At 71.2% G+C, this 20,676-nt stretch carries 18 protein-coding genes; 8 read left to right on the top strand and 10 right to left on the bottom strand.

Features of this window, described 5'->3' with window-relative positions; genetic code table 11:
* The first annotated feature begins 66 nt into the window (after window positions 1-66).
* From OG623_RS10040 to OG623_RS10025, 4 genes are all read left to right on the top strand, one after another.
* A complete protein-coding gene (locus OG623_RS10040) occupies window positions 67-708 on the top strand; it encodes a TetR/AcrR family transcriptional regulator (protein WP_406145905.1) in 642 nt (213 codons plus the stop codon).
* Between the two features lie 126 nt (window positions 709-834).
* Complete coding sequence (locus OG623_RS10035; protein ID WP_406145904.1) at window positions 835-1,683, top strand: 3-hydroxyacyl-CoA dehydrogenase family protein; 849 nt, start codon at window positions 835-837, stop codon at window positions 1,681-1,683.
* Window positions 1,684-1,927: 244 nt separating this feature from the next.
* Window positions 1,928-2,251 carry an STAS domain-containing protein gene (locus OG623_RS10030; RefSeq protein WP_073745281.1) on the top strand — a complete coding sequence of 108 codons (324 nt, stop codon included), beginning with the start codon at window positions 1,928-1,930 and terminating at the stop codon, window positions 2,249-2,251.
* A gap of 204 nt (window positions 2,252-2,455) precedes the next feature.
* Entirely contained in the window at window positions 2,456-4,912 is a 2,457-nt protein-coding gene (locus tag OG623_RS10025) for an ATP-binding protein (protein ID WP_406145903.1), read from the top strand.
* 78 nt (window positions 4,913-4,990) lie between these two features.
* On the opposite strand, the gene nucS is transcribed toward OG623_RS10025, so the two are convergent.
* Window positions 4,991-5,662 (bottom strand): endonuclease NucS, encoded by a 672-nt coding sequence (nucS, locus tag OG623_RS10020; protein ID WP_362895057.1) that lies wholly within the window; start codon window positions 5,660-5,662, stop codon window positions 4,991-4,993.
* Between the two features lie 257 nt (window positions 5,663-5,919).
* Here nucS and OG623_RS10015 point away from each other — a divergent pair, with 257 nt between their 5' ends.
* Complete coding sequence (locus OG623_RS10015) at window positions 5,920-6,312, top strand: SCO5389 family protein (RefSeq protein ID WP_073745285.1); 393 nt, start codon at window positions 5,920-5,922, stop codon at window positions 6,310-6,312.
* 88 nt (window positions 6,313-6,400) lie between these two features.
* On the opposite strand, the gene OG623_RS10010 is transcribed toward OG623_RS10015, so the two are convergent.
* On the bottom strand, window positions 6,401-7,432 hold the full coding sequence (locus OG623_RS10010) for an LLM class flavin-dependent oxidoreductase (protein WP_406145902.1): 1,032 nt from the start codon (window positions 7,430-7,432) through the stop codon (window positions 6,401-6,403).
* Window positions 7,433-7,646: 214 nt separating this feature from the next.
* Here OG623_RS10010 and OG623_RS10005 point away from each other — a divergent pair, with 214 nt between their 5' ends.
* Complete coding sequence (locus OG623_RS10005) at window positions 7,647-7,976, top strand: ATP/GTP-binding protein (RefSeq protein WP_406145901.1); 330 nt, start codon at window positions 7,647-7,649, stop codon at window positions 7,974-7,976.
* Window positions 7,977-7,998: 22 nt separating this feature from the next.
* On the opposite strand, the gene OG623_RS10000 is transcribed toward OG623_RS10005, so the two are convergent.
* The 7 genes from OG623_RS10000 to mce form a co-directional block, all read right to left on the bottom strand.
* Window positions 7,999-8,859: an ABC transporter permease gene (locus tag OG623_RS10000; protein WP_406145900.1), complete on the bottom strand. Its 861-nt coding sequence runs from the start codon at window positions 8,857-8,859 to the stop codon at window positions 7,999-8,001.
* Entirely contained in the window at window positions 8,856-9,995 is a 1,140-nt protein-coding gene (locus tag OG623_RS09995) for an ABC transporter ATP-binding protein (protein WP_406145899.1), read from the bottom strand. The genes OG623_RS10000 and OG623_RS09995 overlap by 4 nt, the downstream gene beginning before the upstream one ends.
* A 135-nt stretch (window positions 9,996-10,130) precedes the next feature.
* A complete protein-coding gene (locus OG623_RS09990) occupies window positions 10,131-10,910 on the bottom strand; it encodes an ABC transporter permease subunit (RefSeq protein ID WP_406145898.1) in 780 nt (259 codons plus the stop codon).
* A gap of 5 nt (window positions 10,911-10,915) precedes the next feature.
* Window positions 10,916-11,926 (bottom strand): ATP-binding cassette domain-containing protein, encoded by a 1,011-nt coding sequence (locus OG623_RS09985; RefSeq protein ID WP_406145897.1) that lies wholly within the window; start codon window positions 11,924-11,926, stop codon window positions 10,916-10,918.
* Between the two features lie 90 nt (window positions 11,927-12,016).
* On the bottom strand, window positions 12,017-12,955 hold the full coding sequence (locus OG623_RS09980; RefSeq protein ID WP_406145896.1) for a cellulose-binding protein: 939 nt from the start codon (window positions 12,953-12,955) through the stop codon (window positions 12,017-12,019).
* Window positions 12,956-13,131: 176 nt separating this feature from the next.
* Window positions 13,132-16,950 carry a polarized growth protein Scy gene (scy, locus tag OG623_RS09975; RefSeq protein ID WP_406145895.1) on the bottom strand — a complete coding sequence of 1,273 codons (3,819 nt, stop codon included), beginning with the start codon at window positions 16,948-16,950 and terminating at the stop codon, window positions 13,132-13,134.
* Window positions 16,951-17,192: 242 nt separating this feature from the next.
* Window positions 17,193-17,621 (bottom strand): methylmalonyl-CoA epimerase, encoded by a 429-nt coding sequence (mce, locus tag OG623_RS09970; protein WP_406145894.1) that lies wholly within the window; start codon window positions 17,619-17,621, stop codon window positions 17,193-17,195.
* Between the two features lie 134 nt (window positions 17,622-17,755).
* On the opposite strand from mce, the gene OG623_RS09965 reads away from it, so the two are divergent.
* Together OG623_RS09965 and meaB are read left to right on the top strand one after the other, a co-directional pair.
* A complete protein-coding gene (locus OG623_RS09965; RefSeq protein WP_406145893.1) occupies window positions 17,756-18,958 on the top strand; it encodes an acetyl-CoA C-acetyltransferase in 1,203 nt (400 codons plus the stop codon).
* A 35-nt stretch (window positions 18,959-18,993) separates the two neighbouring features.
* Window positions 18,994-19,956, top strand: coding sequence for a methylmalonyl Co-A mutase-associated GTPase MeaB (gene meaB, locus OG623_RS09960; protein WP_406145892.1), 963 nt, complete (start codon window positions 18,994-18,996; stop codon window positions 19,954-19,956).
* A gap of 66 nt (window positions 19,957-20,022) precedes the next feature.
* Here meaB and OG623_RS09955 read toward each other — a convergent pair whose 3' ends face one another.
* Complete coding sequence (locus OG623_RS09955; RefSeq protein WP_406145891.1) at window positions 20,023-20,583, bottom strand: PepSY domain-containing protein; 561 nt, start codon at window positions 20,581-20,583, stop codon at window positions 20,023-20,025.
* Window positions 20,584-20,676 lie beyond the last annotated feature (93 nt).

The raw sequence follows: 20,676 nt of genomic DNA, 5'->3' as shown, positions 1-20,676 counted from the left end.
GAGCGACTTAAAAATTGCAATCCCTCCAAAAATTCAGCGACACCAGCGGAGTCGTACGATGGGCGCATGGCAGAGGGACTGAGGGAGCGGAAGAAGCGCCGGACGCGGCAGCATCTGTCGGACGTGGCCACCGGGCTCTTCGTGGAGCGGGGCTTCGACGCGGTCACGATCGCCGAGATCGCCGAGGCCGCCGATGTTTCGGTGAACACGGTGTACAACTACTTCCCGGCCAAGGAGGACCTCTTCCTGGACCGCAGCAGTGGCGTCATCGACCGGCTCTCGCGTTACGTACGGGGCCGCGACGCGGGGGAGTCCGCCGCCGACGCCGTCCTGCGTGAACTGCGGATCCAGGTGGAGGGTGTCTCGCCGACCGTCGGACTCATCGCCGGGTACGCGAGCTTCATGCGGGTCATCGAAGGAGCCGACACCCTCAAGGCCCGTCTCTGGCACATCGGGCAGGAGGCCCAGCTCCGTCTGGAGGCGACCTTGCGCGAGGAGGCGGGGGCGGGTCCGGACGACTGGGCTCCGGTGCTGGTGGCCGGTCAGCTCTCCTGGGTGCACAGCACGCTCATGGCGTACGTCGGCGGCGAGATGGTCGCCGGCCGCGGGACGGACGAGGTCTCGCGCGACGCGCTCGTCCTGCTCGACGACATGGAGGACCTCCTCGGCGGGAAGGTCCTCAACTACGCCCGACGCGCCGCCGCGTGACGCCGGGCGATGTGATGTCCGTCATGTGAGACGTGACGCGCATCTCTTCAGGGCCGTAACGGCCCTCACGGGTACTAACCTCCGCCGGAGAGCATGCGAACAACCGAGAAGCATTGGGGTGCGAACGTGGCCAGGAAGCTCGCCGTCATCGGCGCCGGACTCATGGGGTCCGGTATCGCGCAGGTCTCCGCCCAGGCGGGCTGGGACGTCGTGCTGCGTGACGTCACCGACGAGGCCCTGGCCCGTGGACGCGGTGGTATCGAGGCCAGCTACGGCAAGTTCGTCGCCAAGGGCAAGCTGGAGGCGGCCGACGCCGAAGCCGCGCTCGCCCGGATCACCACGACCACCGACCTCGACGCCGTGGCCGACGCGGACGTCGTCGTCGAGGCGGTCTTCGAGAAGCTCGACATCAAGCACGAGATCTTCCGGACCCTCGACAAGCTCGTACGCCCGGACGCCGTCCTCGCCTCCAACACCTCCGCCATCCCGATCACCAAGATCGCGGCCGTGACGGAGCACCCGGAGCGGGTCGTCGGGGTGCACTTCTTCTCGCCGGTGCCGATGATGCAACTGGTCGAGCTGGTGCGCGGTTACAAGACCAGCGACGAAACGCTGGCCACCGCACGGGAGTTCGCCGAGTCGGTGGGCAAGACCTGTATCGTCGTCAACCGCGACGTCGCGGGCTTCGTCACCACCCGTCTGATCTCGGCCCTGGTCGTCGAGGCGGCCAAGCTCTACGAGTCGGGTGTCGCCTCGGCCGAGGACATCGACACCGCGTGCAAGCTGGGCTTCGGACACGCTATGGGCCCGCTCGCCACGGCCGACATGACCGGGGTGGACATCCTCCTGCACGCGACGGGCAACATCTACACCGAGTCCCAGGACGAGAAGTTCGCCGCTCCTGAACTGATGCGCCGGATGGTCGACGCAGGTGACATCGGGCGCAAGAGCGGGCAGGGCTTCTACACCTACTGATCATTTCCGGGTCCCCGGCTGTCCGATGTGCCGTCGGTCGAGGCCGGGGCCCCGGGATCCGACGCCGTCCGGCGCGCGGATCCAGCGGGTACCGCCGGACCTGCTTCACCCCTCGGGGTGAATTCGGTATCGGTTCGCTTACAGACGGCAACTTCCCTGTCGCTGCGGCAGTCAGTTGTGGCAGGGACAGAAAGAGAAACACGGACAGACAGACCTTGCTGCGGAGTACATCCGGGGAGCGCATATGCACATCAGGGGCGACCACGCCGAGCTGGTCGTCGGGGGCCGCCTCGACGTCCGAAGCGCGGCGGACGCCCGTACGGTTCTGCACTCGGCCGTCGACGACGGAGCCGGCGACCTCGTGCTGAACCTGACCGAACTCGACTCGTGGGACGCCACGGGACTCGGCGTCATCATGGGCGCGCACCGAAGAGCCGGCCGGGCGGGCCGGCGGCTCGTGCTGCGCGGCGTACCGCCGCAGATGCAGCGCCTGCTGGTGGCGACGAGACTGCACAGGATCCTGGCCATCGAGGGCGGAATCGCCGCGGACTCCCTGCCACGCGTCTGAGCGCCCTCCCCGATCCTCACGAGAATGTGATGTCGAGGGCCGCACGGCCCCCCGCCGAGTCGTAGATACTGTGCGAAGGTTTAGGGTTCGGCCGTCTGCCGATCGACGACTGGACCCACTGGCGGACACCGGACCGGGAGCGACAGCGCGGCGTGCGCGGCCGGAGGGGGCAACAGCGCACTGCGCGTCTGGGGGACTGTGACGATGGACCCGACCAATCGGGGACCGGAAGACTACGGCCATGGCACCGGCCGTCCCGGCGAGGACGCCGGAAGGCGGCGGCAGTCGCGTGACCCGCTGATGCCCGACCTCGGGCATCAGACGCCGCAGGCACGCACGGTGCAGCTGATATCGGGCGACTTCCTGCTCACCGTCAATCCGGTCGACGGCAGCGAGATCGAGCCCTGCCGGCCGGGGGAGCGGCCCGCCGCGCCCGTACGGCGCACCGCCGCCCAGCGCGTGGAGCGCGAGCGTGCCGCCGCGCCGCCCGTCCCTCCGGGTCCCCCCGCGCCGCAGATGCCCCTGCTGGAGCGCGGCGAGGAGCGCGAGCGGCTGGTGCGGCTGCTGGCCCGGGGGCGCTCGGTGTGCCTCACCGGGCCGGGGGGCTCCGGCCGTACGGCTCTTCTGGACGCCGTCGCAGCCGACTGCGCCACCCTCGCCCCGGACGGAGTCGTACGGCTCTCGGGCTACAAGCGGACCGCGACCGAGCTGCTGTACGGACTCTTCGAGGCCGTCTGCAGCGCCCCGCTGCACCGCCCCGACCGTGAAGGGCTCCTCGCGCTCGTCCGGGGCATCGGCGCGGTCGTCGTCGTCGACGACCTGGAACTCGGCGGCGCCGCGCTCCAGGAGCTGCTCGACGCCACCCCCGAGTGCGCGTTCCTGCTGGCCGTGACCCCCGAGGTGTCCGCGCCGGGTGCCGAGGCCAACCTCGAAGAGGTCTTCCTCACCGGTCTCGGCCGGGGCGCCTCCATCGAGCTGATGGAACACGTCGTGGAGCGCACGCTCACCGACGAGGAGGCGAACTGGGCCGGAGACCTCTGGTTCGAGTCCGAAGGGCTGCCGCTGCGCTTCGTCCAGGCGGGCGCCCTGCTGCGCCAGCGCGACGACCTGCGCGCCGGCCAGGAGGAGTTCGACGGCAACGAGGACGATCCCGCCGACGCCCCCTTCGGCCCGGCCGAGCCCGCCGGCACCCCGCTGCCCAGCCTCGGCGAGGGCGCGGCGCCCGCAGCCCTGCTCGCCTCCCGGCTCAGCGAGTCCGCCCGTGAGACCCTGCGCTTCGCCGTCGCGCTCGGCGGCGAGGTGCCGCACCAGGCGCATCTGCCGGCGCTCGTGGGGGACACCCACGCCGACGCCGCCCTGGGCGAGCTGGCCCTCAGCGGCCTGCTCTCCCCGGCGGGCTCCCGCTACCGGCTGGCCGCCGGGGCGCTGGCCCAGCTGGAGGCGAGCGGATACGACGAGAGCGCGGAGGCGCACGCCCGCAGCGCCGCCCAGCACTACGCCTGGTGGGCGGGGCATCCCTCCGTCACCCCGGAGCGCGCGGTCGCCGAGGCGGACGCCCTTCTGGCCTCGATGACCCGGCTCATCCCCGGCGAGACCGCTGGACAGGCCAGCGTGGCCGTCCTGCTGGCCCGTAGCGCCGCTCCCGGCTTCGCGGCGGGGATGCAGTGGGGCGCCTGGGAGAAGACCCTCAGGGCCGGCCAGGAGGCCGCGCGGATCGCCGGTGAGGTGGCGGAAGAGGCGTACTTCCACCACGAGTTGGGCGTCCTCGCCCTGTGCACCGGTCATCTGGACCGGGCCAGGGCCGAACTGGAGGCGTCCATCGGCATGCGCGGGGCGCTCGCCGACAAGCCGGGCGCGGTGGCCGGACGCCGGGCGCTCGCCCTGGTCGCCGACCTCTCCGGCGAACCCGTGCACAGCGCCATGGCGGGCGAGGAGCCCGGCCTGCGGCACGACGCGGCGGTCTCACCGCCCGGCGGCACCCCGGCGGCCAAGCCCCTCTTCCCCCGGACCGAGGCCTCCGCGACCCTGGTCACCCGTCAGTCCCCGTCACCCGCGTCCGCGTCCGAGGGGCGCCTGGGGGTGCTCAGGGGCGCCAGACGCAATCTCGTCGCGGTGGGCGCGGGCGCGCTGCTCGCGGCCGTCCTCGGCACCGTGGTGACCCTGGGGGCCACCTCGGGCAGCGAGGACCCGGACGGGCAGAACGTCACGACCGAACAGTCGGCGGACGAGGACGACAACGACAACGGCCTGCCCGCGGACGAGCCGGCCGACGACCCGGCCACCGGTGCGAGCGAGGACGACCGTTCGGGAACGCCGTCGGCGTCCTCCAGCGGTTCGCCGTCCACGAGCGACAGCCCGTCCCCCGAGACCTCGGACCCGGGTACGAAGCCGGGGACGAACACGCCGTCCAGCGAGGGCCCCAGCAGCGACGACCCGCCGACGCACAGCCCGTCGCCGACGAAGAAGCCGACGAAGACGCCCACCACCGGACCCACCGAGTCCGACTCGCCGAGCGAGACCCCGAGCGACACGCCCACCACGTCGCCCGACCCGACGGAGACCACCACGGAGCCGGACACCTCCAACTCGGCGAGCGGCCCGGTGGAGACCGTCGGCGCTTCGGCGACGGAGAGCCCCGCCGAAGCGCCGACGGTGGCCTGAGGGCTGTCCCGGACGAAAACGCCGTACGGTCCCGGAAAGCGGGTCCGTACGGCGATCGGGGCGGAACGGCGCCCCGGGTCAGAACAGCCGGAGTTTGTCGTCCTCGATGCCGCGCATCGCGTCGTAGTCGAGCACCAGACACCCGATGCCACGATCCGTCGCCAGCACTCGGGCCTGCGGCTTGATCTCCTGCGCCGCGAACACGCCCCGCACCGGCGCCAGATGCGGGTCACGGTTGAGCAGCTCCAGATAGCGGGTCAGCTGCTCCACACCGTCGATGTCACCCCGCCGCTTCAACTCCACGGCCACCGTCGCACCGTCCGCGTCCCGGCACAGGATGTCGACCGGGCCGATCGCGGTCGGGTACTCGCGACGGATCAGGGTGTAGCCCTCGCCCATCGTCTCGATGCGGTCGGCGAGCAGCTCCTGGAGGTGCGCCTCCACACCGTCCTTGATGAGTCCGGGATCGACACCCAGCTCATGGGAGGAGTCGTGAAGGATCTCCTCCATGGTGATGATCAGTTTCTCGCCCGCTTTGTTCACCACGGTCCAGACGCCCTCGCTGTCGTCGGCGCCCTCCTTCAGGGTGCACGGCGGGGACATCCAGTTGAGGGGTTTGTACGCCCGGTCGTCGGCGTGGATCGAGACGCTGCCGTCCGCCTTCACCAGGATCAGACGGGGGGCGGAGGGCAGGTGGGCAGTGAGCCGGCCCGCGTAGTCGACGGAGCAACGGGCGATGACGAGACGCATGGTCGGCAACGCTACTCGACGATCCGTGGTCCACGCGATTCCCGCCCCCGGTCCTGTTGACCCGCGCAGGACGGCGAGCTGGCTTGCCCCTCTTTGCGACCGTTCGATTTTGGCCGGTTGTGGTCCCAATCTCCTGGTGCGGCCCGGACTGCGCGCTTACCGTGGAAGCAGGAGGTCGCCGTCTGTGTACGCAGCGTCGCCATCCTGCCCTGCCCGTAAGGCCCCGGCCACCTGTCGGGGTCGCGAGAGGAGAACCCATGTCGCTCGACGTCTCACCGGCGCTGTTGGAACAGGCCGAGCGAGGCGAGGTCGACGAAGCCGACTTCGTCGACTGCGTCCGGACCTCCCTGCCCTACGCATGGGAGATGATCAGCTCCCTGGTGGCCCAGTTGAAGGTGGACGGCGGAGAATTCGCCGACAACCAGACGCCCCCGCCGGACGAGCAGGCACGTGGTCAGCTGCTGCGTGCGCTCGCGAGTGATGCGATACGCGGCGCGCTGCAGCGGCACTTCGGAGTGCGTCTGGCATTCCAGAACTGCCACCGCGTCGCGGTGTTCCCGCTGGATGCCTCGGTCGACGACCGGCTGGCCCGATTCACCTCGGTGAGGGGGCAACTGCTCAACCAGTCGCCCGAACTGCGGGACTGCTGAACGTCTCTGCTGCCGCTTCGGGCCGCGGGAGGTGCAACTGGCCCCGGGGCGGCAGCTCCCCCCACCAGGGAACACCAGGGTGAACCGGTCACTCCAGGAGCGGCAGCACTTCCCTGCCCAGCCGCTCGACATTCGTCTCCGTCGCCGCGAGATCGCCCGACCCCTCGACCATGAGGGCGAAGCGGGTGATGCCCGTGCGCTCCGCCGTGGCCGCCAGCCGGTCGGCGGCGAAGCGAGGCGTGCCCACCGGATGCAGGCCGCAGAGGAACTCCGTGTACGCGACGGGGTCGCGCATCACCCGGTGCCGGCCGTCGACCGTCACATGGGCGTCGAGCCCCTGCCGCAGCCACCCCGGCATCGTCTTCACCAGTGTCTCCACGGCGTCCGCCGTCCCGTCGGCGATCTGGGCCACCCCTGCGGACACATGTGCTACCCGCTCGGCGATCTCCGTCGGCTGACCGGCCTCGCGGGCGGCCGAGCGCCACAGAGCGACCATGCCGGCCTTCTCCTCGTCGCCGCAGTGCATGCCGAGGAGCATCGGCAAACCCTTTTCACCGGCGAGTTTCACGCTTTTCGGCGACGTGCAGGCGACGATCACCTCGGGGCTCTTCGGACCGTCCCCGATGAGCTCGTCGGTGCGGGGCACCACGGCCACCTCACGGAAGCCGAACCGCTCCCCGCACCCCGCCACCCGGGGCTTGTCCAGCCAGTCCAGCAGCAGCTCCAGAGCCTCGGGAAAGCCCCGCTCGTACGCCCCGAGCCCGCCGCCGAACACCTCCAGGTCGACCCAGGGACCGCCGCGCCCCACCCCGAGGGAGAAGCGCCCGCCGCTGGTCAGATGCAGCAGGGCTGCCTGCTCACCGAGCATCACCGGGTGCTGGTTCGGCAGGACGCTCACCGCCGTGCCGACGCGGATCCTGCGGGTGCGGCCGAGCAGCAGGGCGGCCAGCGTCGTGGCGGACGGGCACACCCCGTACGGCACGAAATGGTGCTCCGCCAGCCAGACGGAGTCGAGCCCGGACCCCTCCGCGACCTCGGCGGAGCGGACGGCCCGGTGCAGGGCCTCACCCTGTCCCTGGCCCGGGAACTGAGCTGCCAGAACGAACGTTCCTACGCGCATCGCCTTGTGCCTCCTTACGGCCGACGCGGCTTTCCCTCCACCGGCAACAACGTCTGACACGTGCCAAAGGCACGGTCCACGGCGAAGTTGTTGCGATTTTCCGGTAACCCACCCGCCACGCAAGTGCTCATCCGTCACTCCCGACACAGGCCGTACGCGGGTGCCTCTAGGCTGGTCGGAACAGTCTGCCCGTGCCCGCCCCGTGAGGTGTCCCGTGTCCCCGCGCCGCAACCGCCCCCGAGGCGGCGAGAGTCCTACCGGCAACGCACGAGAGGCGGCGGAGCGGTACGGCGGGGGAGGGGCCACCGAGAGCTGGCAGGGCGAGGAGTGGTCGGTGCGCCCGGTGAGCGGCGCGAGCGCGGCGGGCAAGCGCTACCGCTGCCCCGGCTGCGACCAGGAGATCCCCTCCGGGGTTCCGCATCTCGTCGCCTGGCCCGAGTTCGGCGGGGTCGACGACCGCAGGCACTGGCACAAGGCCTGCTGGAACGCGAAGGACCGCCGCACCACACGGGTGCAGCGGTCCAGGAACGCCCCACGCTACTGAGCCGCGAGGCCGTCGCGACGGCTCAGACGTCCCGCCGGTCCAGCGACAGCAGGGCGCCGGCCATGACCACCACGGTCACACCGGCGATGATGAACAGCGGCTGCCAGCCGGTCGGGCCCGACGTGGTCATCGCCACCCCGTACAGCGCGCCGATCTGGTTGGGGATCGAGTACTCGAACAGAGCCTGCTGCGCCCCGGCCAGCGATCGCGTGGACATGAACATCGCCAGCACGAGGGGCAGCAGCACCACCGCGATCATGACCGTGATGGCGCCCGCCGAGTGCCGGACGAGGGTGCCGAGCGCCAGCGACAGCAGCCCCAGCGTCGCGAGGTAGAGGCCGATGCCCACCGTGGAGCGCACCCAGTACCCGGTCTCGGGTGTGCCCCCGTCCAGGATGGCCGTCTGCAGGACGCCGACGATCCCGGTGGTCACGGTGGTGATCGTGAAGGTGAGCAGGAAGAAGACGACCGACTTCGCGGCCAGCACCCGTGACCGGCTCGGGCACGCGGTCAGCGTCGTACGGATCATTCCCGTGCCGTACTCGGACGAGATCGTCAGCACACCGAGGGTGATCACGCAGATCGTCGCGGGCAGCACGCCGAAGAAGCCGATGCTGAGCACCGGGGTGTCTTCCAGGGGCGCGTCCGACGCGTCCACGGCCAGCGCGACCAGCAGTCCGATGCCGACCAGGAGCACGATCATCACACCGAGCGTCCACATCGTGGAGCGCACGGAGCGGATCTTCGTCCACTCCGAGGCGATCGCGTCACCGAGGCCGGGGGTGCGCACGGGGATGGGCGAGGCGTACAGGCCGGGCAGGACGTCCTGGTCCTGCCGAGGCTCCGGGGGAGTCCGGTGCGCCTGGGACGGCGGCATCGTCATCGGGTGTCCTCACTGCTCCTGCGCTCGGTGCGGTCCGTGGTGGGCGCGGGCGCCTGCCCGGCTTCCGGCGCGCCGGCCCGCGGCCCGTGCCCCGGGGGCGGCGGGGCGTACCAGCCCTGCTGCGGGACCGGGGGAGGGGGCCCGGCCGCTTCACCGTACTGCCCGTCACCTGGCAGTTCGAAGGGCGGTGGCGGCGGCTGGAGCCCTTCCTTGGCGTCCGCCGTCGAGCGGTAGTCCACGGCGCTCTGCGTCATCCGCATGTACGCCTCCTCCAGCGAAGCCTGGTGCGGGGAGAGCTCCCACAGCCGTACGTCGGCGGCATGGGCCAGATCGCTGATGCGGGGGAGCGGCAGCCCCGTGACGCGCAGGGCGCCGCCGGGCTCCGTCATGACCCCGCCGCCCGCCTCCGTCAGTGAGGCCGTCAGCTTCTCCCGGTCCTCCGGCCGGTCCGCGGGCACCCGCACCCGTGCGAAGTCGGCGGAGTTCGCGGAGATGAACTCCTTGACGCTCATGTCGGAGAGCAGCTGCCCACGCCCGATCACGATCAGATGGTCGGCGGTGAGTGCCATCTCACTCATCAGATGGCTGGAGACGAAGACAGTGCGGCCCTCGGACGCGAGCTGCTTCATCAGATTGCGCACCCAGAGGATGCCCTCGGGGTCGAGCCCGTTGACCGGCTCGTCGAAGAGCAGCACCTGAGGGTCGCCGAGCAGTGCCGCCGCGATCCCGAGCCGCTGCCCCATCCCCAGGGAGTAGCCGCTGGAGCGCTTCTTGGCGACGTCCTGGAGCCCGACGACACCGAGGACCTCGTCCACCCGGGCCGCCGGGATGCCCGCCAGCTGGGCCAGGGACAGCAGGTGGTTACGGGCGCTGCGCCCGCCGTGCACGGCCTTGGCGTCGAGCAGCGCCCCGACCTGGCGCGGGGCGTTGGGCAGGCTCCGGAAGGCATGACCGCCGATCGTGACATGCCCGGAGGTGGGCCGGTCGAGGCCGAGCATCATACGCATGGTGGTGGACTTGCCCGATCCGTTGGGACCGAGGAATCCCGTGACGGCGCCGGGCCGCACCTGGAAGGAAAGGTTGTGCACGGCCGTCCTCGCGCCGAAGCGCTTGGTCAGGCCGACTGCCTCGATCATTCTCCAGCCCCATCGACGTCATTCCTGTCGGGGCCCGGGCCGCGGCCGCACGCCCCCGTAAGAGTAAGGAGGATAACCAGCCGTGCATGGTTCCGGCCAAGCCGTCGTACGGAGCGTCGGCGCCTTCCCGCCCTCTCAGGCGTCCCGCTTCTTCAGCACGAGGTAGGCGCCGAGCAGGGATGCCACCACCCACAGTGCCATGATCCCCATCCCGGCCCACGGCCCGTACGGTCCCGGGTCGCTGTTCATCGCGTCGGGGACCACCTGCATGATCTTGGAGCCGGCCTGGTCGGGGAAGTAGCGTGCCACGCTCTTGGCGCCCGGGACCGCCGTCAGGATCTGCGAGACCAGGAAGAAGAACGGCATCAGGATGCCGAGCGACAGCATGGAGCTGCGCAGCATCGTGGCGACGCCCATGGAGAAGACCGCGATCAGGCCCATGTAGAGGCCGCCGCCGAAGACCGCGCGCAGCACGTTCTCCGCGCCGATGTCGGTGCCGTGGTCGCCGAGGAGCGCCTGGCCGAGGAAGAAGGTCACGAAGCTGGTGGCCAGGCCCACCACCAGTGCCAGGACCCCCGCCACCGCGATCTTGCTGAAGAGGAACGCCCCGCGCTTCGGCACGGCCGAGAGCGAGGCCCTGATCATGCCGGAGCTGTACTCCGTGCCCACCACCAGGACACCGAAGACGACCATCGCGAGCTGCCCGAGGATCATTCCGGAGAAGCTCACGTACGTCGGGTCGAAGGTGGCCCGCTCGGCGGTGGAGAGATCGTCGAACTGGCTCTTCAGCAGCGCGCTCAGCGCCGCGCCCATGGCGACGGTGACGACGAACGCCGAGATCAGCGTCCAGGTGGTCGACGAGACCGTACGGATCTTGGTCCATTCGGAATTCAGGACCGCGGGTACCGATGTCATCGCCGTCACACCCCGTTCGTGCGGTCGCCGGCCGCGCCGCCGCCGGTCTGTTGCTGGTTCCACTGGTCGCCCCAGTGCGGTCCCACCGGTGGTGGCGGTGCGCCACCGGTGTCGGAGTGCGCGTGGTACTCCACGGAGCCCGCCGTCATCTGCATGAAGGCCTCCTCCAGGGAGGCCCGCTGGGCACTGAGCTCGTGCAGCACGATCCCGTCCCGGCCGGCGAGCTCACCGAGCCGCTCCGGGGCCTGGCCGTCGATCTCCAGGGTGCCGTTACCCGACTCCACCGCGACGATGCCCTCCGCGTGCAGCAGGTCGCGCAGACGCTCCTGCTCGGGGGAGCGCATCCGCACGAAGCTGCGGGAGTTCTCGTGGATGAAGTCGGCCATCGAGGTGTCGGCGAGCAGCCTGCCCTGTCCGATGACGATCAGATGATCGGCGGTCAGGGCCATCTCGCTCATCAGGTGCGAGGAGACGAAGATCGTCCGGCCCTCCGAGGCGAGGGTCTTCATCAGATTCCTGATCCAGTGGATGCCCTCCGGGTCGAGACCGTTGACCGGTTCGTCGAACATCAGGATCTCGGGGTCGCCGAGCAGCGCCGCCGCGATCCCCAGCCGCTGCCCCATGCCGAGCGAGAAGCCCTTGGACTTCCGCTTCGCCACCGCGCTCAGACCGACGGTGTCCAGGACGTGGGAGACGCGGCTCGCCGGGATGCGGTTGCTCTGGGCGAGACACAGGAGGTTGTTGTACGCGCTGCGCCCGCCGTGCATGGACTTGGCGTCCAGCAGCGCCCCGATGTGCTTGAGCGGCTCCTGGAGGTCGCGGTAGTGGCGGCCGTCGATCCGCACCGAGCCGCTGGTCGGGTTGTCGAGGTCGAGCATCATCCGCATCGTCGTGGACTTGCCCGCCCCGTTCGGGCCGAGGAAACCCGTCACCATGCCCGGCCTGACCCGGCATGACAAATGGTCGACGGCAACCTTGTTACCGAAGCGTTTGGTGAGGCCGTCGAGCTCGATCATGCGCTTACGCTAGAACGCTCGCGCGCCCGGCGCCACCACAAAGGCGGAACCGGGCGCGCGAAGGGGTACGGACGATGTACGTACCGTGGCTCAGCGGGTCTGCTGGGCGGGGACGCCGGGGGCTGCGGAGTCCTCCTCCGCCGGGGAACCGGCGGCGGCGACCGCGGCACCCGTCAGCGTCGCCAGCATCTCGCGGACGTTGGTCAGCTGGGCGTTGATCGAGTCGCGGCGGTTGGTGAGCGCCGCCAGCTCGCGCTCCGACTCGCTGCGGATCCGGTCGGCCTTGGCGTTGGCGTCCGCCACGATGTCCTCGGCCTGACGCTGGGCCGTCTCCACCGTCTGACGGGCCCGGCGCTCGGCGTCCGTACGCAGCTTCTCGGCCTCCAGGCGGAGCTGCTCCGCCCGGTGCTCGATCTCGGCGAGACGCTTCTCGGCCTTCGCCTGACGGGACGCGAGGTCACGCTCGGACTGCTCACGGCGCTTGGCGAGGTTCGTCTCGAAGTCCGTGGCGGCCTGGGCGGCCTTGGCCCGGGTCTCCTCGAAGAGCGCGTCCGCCTCCTCGCGCTTCTGCTGGGCGTCCTTCTGGGCGTCCGAGCGCAGCGCGCTCGCTTCGCCCTTGGCCTTCTCGACGATACGGACACCGTCGTCCTCGGCCTTCGCCTTGCGCTCGGCGGCGAACGTCTCCGCGTCGTTGCGCACCTGCTGGGCGGCCGACTCGGCCAGCTCACGGTGCTGCTCGGCCGCGCGGCGGGCCTCCTCACGCAGGTCCTTCGCCTCCTCCTCGGCGAGGCGGAGGATCTTCTCCACGCGGGCGCCGAGGCCGGCGTACGACGGCTCGGCGTCGTTGACCTGGGCCTGGGCGTTCTGCGTTTCGAGGTGGAGTTCCTCGATGCGCTTTTCCAGAGAGGTGATACGGGCGAGGGCGCTGTCACGGTCGGCGACGAGTTTGGTAATGCGGTCGTCCACCTGACCGCGGTCGTATCCACGTCGCACGAGCTCGAAGCCGAAGGGGGAGGAAGGGTCGCTCATGGGGTTCCTGTCGAATGAGACCGGTGAGGTGTTAGAGGGAATCCTAGGGGCCGAAGCGGCGTGTCAGCGTGAAGATGCCGCTTTGGTATGGAGAATGACACCCCTTTTGAGTGGCTGACCCCCGGAAGTGCTTGCGACTCGGAGGTTTGAATGTTCATGGCGAGGTCTGTGTACGGCTATCCGTCCGACGCCTTGCCGCCCGACCGGGTACCGGCTGACGCGCCCGCCTTGACGCCCCCCGCACCGCCACCGGCGGCCTTGCCCGCACCCCCACCGGCGGCCTTGCCCGCTCCGCCCGGGGTCTCGAAGGACTCCAACGCCTCCAGAACATCCTGGACACGGGAGATCTCCGTATTGATGTCCTCGCGTCTGCGGACCAGCAGATCCAGCTCCCGACGGCCCTCGTCGACCATCTGCTCCGCCTCGGCCTCGGCATCGGCACGCAGCTTCTCGGCCACCCGGGTCAGCTCGGCCTTCTTGGTCTCGGCCTCCTTGAGGAGCGACTCGGCGCGCTTCACGGCGGCGATACGGACCTTGCTCGCCTCCGAATTCGCTTCCGCCAGCAGCTCCTTGGCCTTGGCCTCCGCCTCGGCCCGCTGCTCGGTGGCCGCCTTCATCAGCTTGTCGACGCGCTCGCCCGCCGTCTTCATCTGCTCGGAGGTCTCGCTCCTGGCGCGCTCGTGCAGCGCCTCGATCTCGCTCTCGATCCGCACCCTGAGCTCCTCCGCACGCTCCCGGGTCGCGGTGGCGTCCCGGCGGGCGCCGACGAGCAGCTCGTCCGCGTCCGTACGGGCCCGCTCCACCAGGGAGTTGCCCTCGACCGTGGCCTCCGAGGTGATCCGGACGGCCTCGTTGCGCGCGGCGCCGACCATGCTGTCGGACTGCTGCTCGGCCTCGGTGGCGGCGCGCAGCGCCTCCTCCTGGGCCTTGTTGATGAGCTGGTCGGCCTGCTCGGCGGCGTCGGCGCGGCGTTTCGCCGCGGACTCGCGCGCCTCGTCGAGCAGCCGGTCCGCCTCCTGGCGCGCCTCGGCGCGCAACTGCTCGGCCGCGGCCTCCGCGTCGGCGCGTACCTTCTCCGACTCCTCGCGGGTGCGGGCCGCGTGCTCCTGGGCCGAGCCGACGGTCTGTGCCGCCTCGGCGCGCAGCCGCTCCGCCTCGTCGGTCGCCTCCGACACGAAGCGCTCCGACTGCTCGGTGGCCTCGGCGCGGATCCGCTCGCTCTCGGTGGTCGCCTCGGCCATGAGCCGGTCGGCCTGCGCGGCGGCCTCGGAACGGATCCGGTTGGCGTCCTCACGGGCCTCGCCACGGGCACGCGAGGCGTCCTGCTCCGCCGACGCGAGGGCGTCCGACGCCTCCGTACGGACGCGCTGGCTGTACTCCGAGGTGTCCGAGCGCAGCTTCTCCGACTCGGTGATGGCCTCGGACACGGTCCGCTCGGCCAGGGTCTTGGCGGCCTCCGCCTCCTCGTGCGCGACCTGACGGACACGGTTGGCGTCCTCGGTGGCCCGCTCGCGCTCGGCGTAGGCGTCGGCCCTGACCCGGTCCGCCTCCTCCTGCGCCTCGGTCCTCGTCCGCTCCGCCGCGTGCTCGGCGGCGGACCGCAGGCCGGTGATCTCCTCCTCGGCCTGCTCCTGGAGCCCGGAGACGGAGTCGCGCACCTGCTGGGCGGTCTGCTCGGCCGCCGACACCAGCTCGGCGGCCCGTGTCTCCGCCTCCTCGACCAGCCGCTCGGCCTCGGCCTGGGCACCCTCGACCCGCTTGCGGGCCGAGGCGAGGAGCTCCTCGCTCTGCTCGCGGGCGCGCTCGCGCTCCTGCTCCGCCTCGGCGCGCGCCGAGCCGAGCGTCTCCTCGGCGGTACGGCGCCGGCGGTTGGCCTCCTCCTGGGCGGCGGCCAGTGCCTCGGCCGCCTCGGTGCCGACCCGCTCCGCGGCTGCCGCCGCCTCCGAACGGACCCGGTCGGCGCTCTCCTGCGCCTCGTTCTTCAGCCGCTCCGCCTCGGCCGCGGCCTCGGTGCGCAGCCTGACGGCCACGGTCTCGCCCTCGGCGCGGGACTGCGCGGCGTCCGCCGCGGCCTCGGTGCGCAGGCTCTCGGCCTCCGTCGTGGCCTGCTCCTGGAGCGCCCGGATCCGCTCGGCCGCCTCCGAGCGCAGCCGCTCGGACTCCTCGCTCGTCTCGCGGCGGATCCGCTCCGCCTCCGTACGCGCCTCGCCGAGCGCCTCCTCCGCCGCGGTGACCCGGGTCTCCGCCTCGGTGTGCAGCCGGGTCAGCTCGTCGGCCGCCTCGGCCTTGCGCTCCTCTATCCCGCGCTCGTTCTCCTCGCGCAGCTCCTCGGCCGCCTTCTCGGCTGCCGAGGTCAGCGCCGCGGCCTGCTCCTCGGCGTCGGCGCGCAGCTTCTCCGCCTCGGCACGGCTGCGCTCCAGCGCCTCCTCGGCCTGCTTGCGCAGGGTGGCGGCACGCTCGGCCGCCTCCGTCCTGACGCGCTCACTCTCGGCGGCGGCGGAGGTCCGCAGCTCCTCGGCGTCGGACTTGGCCTCGGTGAGCAGCTCCTCGGCGGTGCGGGCGCCCTCCTCCAGCTGCTGGACGGCCTCCCTGCGGGCCTCGCCGCGGATCCGCTCGCCCTCGGCCACGGCCTCGGAGCGCAGCTGCTCGGCCTCGCCGCGGAGCCGGCGGGCCTCCTCCTGCAGCTCGACGGTCTTGGCCCGGTACTCCTTGGTGTCGTCCTTGGCCGCGCCCTTGAGCTGGTCGGCCTGCTCGGCGGCCTCGCCGCGCAGCTTCTCCGCCTCGGCCTCGGCCTCACGGCGGATCCGGTCGGCCTCCTCACCGGCGGCCCTGGTGGTCGACCTGGCGTCCTCCGACGCCTTGGTCAGGACCTCCTCGGCGCTCCTGGCCGCCTTCGCGAGCTGGGCCGCGGCGTCCTCGGCGGCCACGGTGCGGGCCTTCTCGGCCGCCTCGGCGACGACACGCTCGGCCTCGGCCCGGGCGTCGACGAGCGCCTGCTCGGCCTCTTCCTTGAGCGTCTCGGCCTGCTTCGTGGCCTCGCCGACCAGACGGGCGATCTCGGACTTGGCCGTACGGGTGCGCTGCTCGTTCTGCGACTCGGCGCCGGCCAGCCGCTTGACCGCGGCCTCCTTCGCGTCGGCGAGTACCTTCTCGGCCTCGAGACGGGCCTCGCGCAGGCGGGTCTCGGCCTCCTGCACGCGCTGCTCGGCGGTGCGGTTCAGCTCCGCGGTCCGCTGCCGGGTCTCCTCGGTCTCCGATGTGGCCGCCGAGCGCAGTTGCTCGGCGTGGCTGGTCGCCTCCTGGGCCTGCGTGGACGCGGCGTCGAGCAGCCGCTCGGCGTCCCTGCGGGCGCGCAGCAGCGCGGCCTCGGCCTCCGCACGGGCCGACTCGGCCTCGGAGTTGACGCGCCGGCGGGTCTCGTCGGCGAGCCGGGCGGCCTCGGCGCGCGCGTCGGCCAGCGACTGCTCCGCCTCGGTGCGTGACTCGTCCAGGAGCCGGCGCGCCTGGGACTCGGTCCTGGCCCGCAGCTGCTCGGCCCAGGCGACGTTCTCGTTGACGTGGGACTCGACGGTCTGACGGCGCTCCGCCAGCTCCTGGTCGAGCTGCTGGCGCCGTTGCACGGCCTCGGTGTGCAACTCGGCCTGGAGCCTGGCCTGGTGCTCCGCGTGCTCCTGAAGGATCCGCTGCGTCTGCGCCCTGGCCTCGCGCAGCTCGCGCTCGGCGTCCGTGCGCAGCTGGTCGGCCTGGACCTGGGCGTTACGCAGCATCTGTTCGGCCTGGTAGCCGATGTCCGCGCTGTCGTGGGCGGGACGGGTGGCCAGACTGCGCCGTGCCTCGTGCAGCTTGGCGCGCAAGACCTCGACCTGGTAACCGAGGTCCTCGGCGTGCTGGACTGCCTTCTCCCGGTCGGTCGTCAGCCGGTCCATCTCGGCTTCGAACCGCGAGAGATGGTCGTCGTCAGCTCGGTGGCTCTGCTGGCTCTCGTAGCCCCGCACTGCGCGGTCCCATCCTTCCCCAAGCTCTCAACTCTGTTCGAGCGGGGGATACCCCAACCCAAGCTCTCCACTCTGTTCGAGCGGAGAGACCCCAAACCTGGTCGCAATTCTCCATACGAGGACCGCCCGCCGGCGAGCGGTCCCCCGGGGAATGGTGACAGATCAAAGGTGGGGACGCGGCACGGCCCCGACCCGGCCCCGGCCCGGAACCGCCCACTCTACCGGGCCGGGTATGCGTCAGGTCAGTGCTCCGTCGCCGAGGTGACCAGTTCGGTCAGCACGCCGTGGCAGTCCTTGGGGTGGAGGAAGGTGATCCGGGAGCCCATCGAACCGGTCCTGGGCTCGTCGTACAGCACCCGTACGCCCTTTTCACGGATGTCCGCGGCGTCCCCGTCGACGTCCGCCGTCCCGAACGCGATGTGGTGCACGCCCTCACCGTTCTTTTCCAGCCACTTGCCGACCGCGGAGTCCTCCCGGGTCGGCTCCAGCAGCTGGAGGTACGAAGCCCCGCCGTCCGAGGTGCCGTTGATCTTCAGCATGGCTTCCCGTACACCCTGCTCCTCGTTGATCTCGGTGTGGTGCACCTCGAAGCCGTACGTCGCGCGGTAGAACTCCACCGTCCTGTCGAGGTCGAAGCAGGCGATTCCGATGTGGTCGATTCGCGTCAGCATGGAACCAGTGCAGCGCCCCCGGGATGGTTACGCAACGTGCGCGCGATCACACCGACTGCCGGATGACTGGGGACGTACTGCTCAGTACATTCAAGTAAACCCTCGTTCACTTCCAATCCAAGGGGCTGCGCCTCATGCCAGGAACGACCGGAACCACCTCAGTGATCGTCGCGGGCGCGCGGACGCCCATGGGCCGTCTTCTCGGCTCGCTGAAGAGCTTCTCCGGAGCCGACCTCGGAGGTGTCGCCATCAAGGCGGCGCTGGACCGGGCCGGGATCGGCGGGGACCAGGTCGAGTACGTGATCATGGGCCAGGTGCTCCAGGCCGGGGCAGGGCAGATCCCGGCACGCCAGGCCGCGGTCAAGGCCGGCATCCCGCTGAACGTCCCCGCGCTCACCGTCAACAAGGTCTGTCTCTCGGGACTCGACGCCATCGCGCTGGCCGACCAGCTCATCCGCGCGGGCGAGTTCGACGTCGTGGTGGCCGGCGGCCAGGAGTCCATGACCAACGCCCCGCATCTGCTCCCGAAGTCCCGCGAGGGATACAAGTACGGCGCGATCGAGCTGCTCGACTCCATGGCGCACGACGGCCTGACCGACGCCTACGAGAACATCCCGATGGGTGAGTCCACCGAGAAGCACAACACCCGTCTGGGCCTGGCCCGCGCCGAGCAGGACGAGATCGGGGCCCTGTCCCACCAGCGCGCCGCCGCCGCCCGGAAGAACGGCATCTTCGAGGCCGAGATCACCCCGGTGGAGATCCCGCAGCGCAAGGGCGACCCGGTCCTCTTCTCCCAGGACGAGGGCATCCGTGCCGAGACGACCGCCGAGTCCCTGGGCAAGCTGCGCCCCGCCTTCACCAAGGACGGCACGATCACCGCGGGTACCTCCTCGCAGATCTCCGACGGTGCCGCGGCCGTCGTCGTCATGAGCAAGGCCAGGGCCGAGGAGCTCGGCCTGGAGTGGATCGCCGAGATCGGCTCCCACGGCAATGTGGCGGGCCCGGACAACTCGCTCCAGTCGCAGCCGTCCAACGCCATCCGGCACGCCCTGAAGAAGGAGGGCATCGGCGTGGAGGACCTCGACCTCATCGAGATCAACGAGGCCTTCGCGGCCGTCGCGGTCCAGTCGATGAAGGACCTCGGCGTCACCTCCGACAAGGTGAACGTGAACGGCGGTGCCATCGCGCTCGGCCACCCCATCGGGATGTCGGGCGCCCGGGTGGTGCTGCACCTGGCGCTGGAGCTGAAGCGGCGCGGCGGCGGCACCGGGGCGGCGGCGCTGTGCGGCGGCGGTGGTCAGGGCGATGCGTTGATCATCCGCGTACCGGGCAAGTAGTACGTCGTACGAGCGAGTGAGCGAGGAGGCCGAGCGTGAAGGTGGACGTCCCCACCCTGGTCGAGCAGGCGCGTGAGGGCAGGCCGCGTGCGGTGGCCCGGCTCATCTCCCTGGTGGAGGGCGCCTCGCCGCAGTTGCGTGAGGTGATGGCCGCCCTGGCACCGCTGGCCGGCCACGCCTATGTCGTCGGCCTGACCGGATCGCCGGGTGTCGGCAAGTCCACCTCGACCTCGGCGCTGGTCTCCGCCTACCGCAAGGCCGGCAAGCGTGTCGGGGTGCTGGCCGTCGACCCGTCGTCGCCGTTCTCCGGGGGCGCGCTCCTCGGCGACCGGGTCCGGATGTCGGACCACGCGTCCGACCCGGGCGTCTACATCCGCTCGATGGCCACCCGAGGCCACCTGGGCGGCCTCGCCTGGTCGGCGCCCCAGGCGATCCGGGTGCTGGACGCGGCGGGCTGCGACGTGATCCTCGTGGAGACGGTGGGGGTCGGCCAGTCGGAGGTGGAGATCGCCTCCCAGGCCGACACCTCCGTCGTCCTCCTCGCCCCCGGCATGGGCGATGGTATCCAGGCGGCGAAGGCCGGGATCCTGGAGATCGGCGATGTGTACGTGGTGAACAAGGCGGACCGGGACGGCGCCGACGCCACCGCGCGCGAGCTCAACCACATGCTGGGCCTCGGGGAGTCCCGGGGGCCCGGCGACTGGCGGCCACCGATCGTCAAGACGGTCGCCGCCCGTGGGCAGGGCCTCGACGAGGTCGTCGAGGCCCTGGAGAAGCACCGGGCGTGGATGGAGGAGCACGGCGTGCTGGCCCAGCGGCGTACGGCGCGTGCGGCCCGCGAGGTCGAGACGATCGCCGTCACCGCGCTCCGCGAGAAGATCGCCGATCTGCACGGCGACCGCAGGCTGGAGGCGCTGGCGGAACGGATCGTGGCCGGGGGTCTCGACCCGTACGCGGCGGCGGACGAGCTGGTCGCGGGACTCACCGGCGGAAGCTGACGGCTCCCGGGCGGCGTGCGGGCCGCCCGGGGCCGCCGGGCATGCCCGCGCGCTGTGCGGGAGCCGTCAGTTGTCGTCTCCGCCGCCGTGGTTCCCGGACACCTCGGCCGTCTGGGCGTCCACGTCCAGCTCGTGGTTGCCGCCGTCCTTGCCCTTGACGACGACGTCCCAGACCAGCGTGTTCTCGTCGGCGTCGAGGTCCACGGACGTCACCGTGCCGGGCTGGGCCTTGCGTGCGGCCTCCACCGCGTCGATCACCGAGACGGAGCTCGAACCGGGCACCGGGCGGCGGTTGTTGGCGTCGCCGCGGTCGGACAGTACCTTCGCGTCGTCCGCGTCGATCTTCACGTCGTGCCAGACCTTGTCGGAGCCGTACACATCGAGCTTCCAGACCAGCGTGTTCGCGTCGTTCTCCAGCTCCGCCTCGGTCACCCGGCCCGGGACGGCCTTCAGCGCGGCGGCCACGGCGTCGTCGACGGTCACCGAGTCGCTCGTCACCGGGACGGGGGCCGAGTCGCCGCGGCCGCTGTCGTTGTCGTTGTCGCCGCCGTTCCCGTCGTTGCACCCGGCCAGGCCGCCGATGAGTACGGCTGCGGTGAGGGCGACGACGGCGATGTTGCGCTGCATGAGGAGCTCCCCGAGGATCTGCGGTCCGATGGGGTACACACTGCCCCACCGATGCTGAACGCAGCCTGAAGTCAACTGAAGTCGTCTTCAGGT

This window comes from Streptomyces sp. NBC_01012, from assembly GCF_045162755.1.
Lineage (GTDB): Bacteria > Actinomycetota > Actinomycetes > Streptomycetales > Streptomycetaceae > Streptomyces.
Note: the sequence above shows the minus strand (reverse complement) of the source record. Positions and strands in the feature narration are given on the sequence as shown.

Excerpts from the sequence above, each read along its gene's own strand:
- OG623_RS09955 (WP_406145891.1), bottom strand. The coding sequence starts at position 20,583 with ATGCAGCGCAACATCGCCGTCGTCGCCCTCACCGCAGCCGTACTCATC.
- OG623_RS10025 (WP_406145903.1), top strand. The coding sequence starts at position 2,456 with ATGGACCCGACCAATCGGGGACCGGAAGACTACGGCCATGGCACCGGC.
- OG623_RS09985 (WP_406145897.1), bottom strand. The coding sequence starts at position 11,926 with ATGATCGAGCTCGACGGCCTCACCAAACGCTTCGGTAACAAGGTTGCC.
- OG623_RS09995 (WP_406145899.1), bottom strand. The coding sequence starts at position 9,995 with ATGATCGAGGCAGTCGGCCTGACCAAGCGCTTCGGCGCGAGGACGGCC.
- OG623_RS10030 (WP_073745281.1), top strand. The coding sequence starts at position 1,928 with ATGCACATCAGGGGCGACCACGCCGAGCTGGTCGTCGGGGGCCGCCTC.
- mce (WP_406145894.1), bottom strand. The coding sequence starts at position 17,621 with ATGCTGACGCGAATCGACCACATCGGAATCGCCTGCTTCGACCTCGAC.
- OG623_RS09965 (WP_406145893.1), top strand. The coding sequence starts at position 17,756 with ATGCCAGGAACGACCGGAACCACCTCAGTGATCGTCGCGGGCGCGCGG.
- OG623_RS09980 (WP_406145896.1), bottom strand. The coding sequence starts at position 12,955 with ATGAGCGACCCTTCCTCCCCCTTCGGCTTCGAGCTCGTGCGACGTGGA.
- nucS (WP_362895057.1), bottom strand. The coding sequence starts at position 5,662 with ATGCGTCTCGTCATCGCCCGTTGCTCCGTCGACTACGCGGGCCGGCTC.
- OG623_RS10015 (WP_073745285.1), top strand. The coding sequence starts at position 5,920 with ATGTCGCTCGACGTCTCACCGGCGCTGTTGGAACAGGCCGAGCGAGGC.
- OG623_RS10000 (WP_406145900.1), bottom strand. The coding sequence starts at position 8,859 with ATGACGATGCCGCCGTCCCAGGCGCACCGGACTCCCCCGGAGCCTCGG.
- OG623_RS10040 (WP_406145905.1), top strand. The coding sequence starts at position 67 with ATGGCAGAGGGACTGAGGGAGCGGAAGAAGCGCCGGACGCGGCAGCAT.
- OG623_RS10010 (WP_406145902.1), bottom strand. The coding sequence starts at position 7,432 with ATGCGCGTAGGAACGTTCGTTCTGGCAGCTCAGTTCCCGGGCCAGGGA.
- OG623_RS09990 (WP_406145898.1), bottom strand. The coding sequence starts at position 10,910 with ATGACATCGGTACCCGCGGTCCTGAATTCCGAATGGACCAAGATCCGT.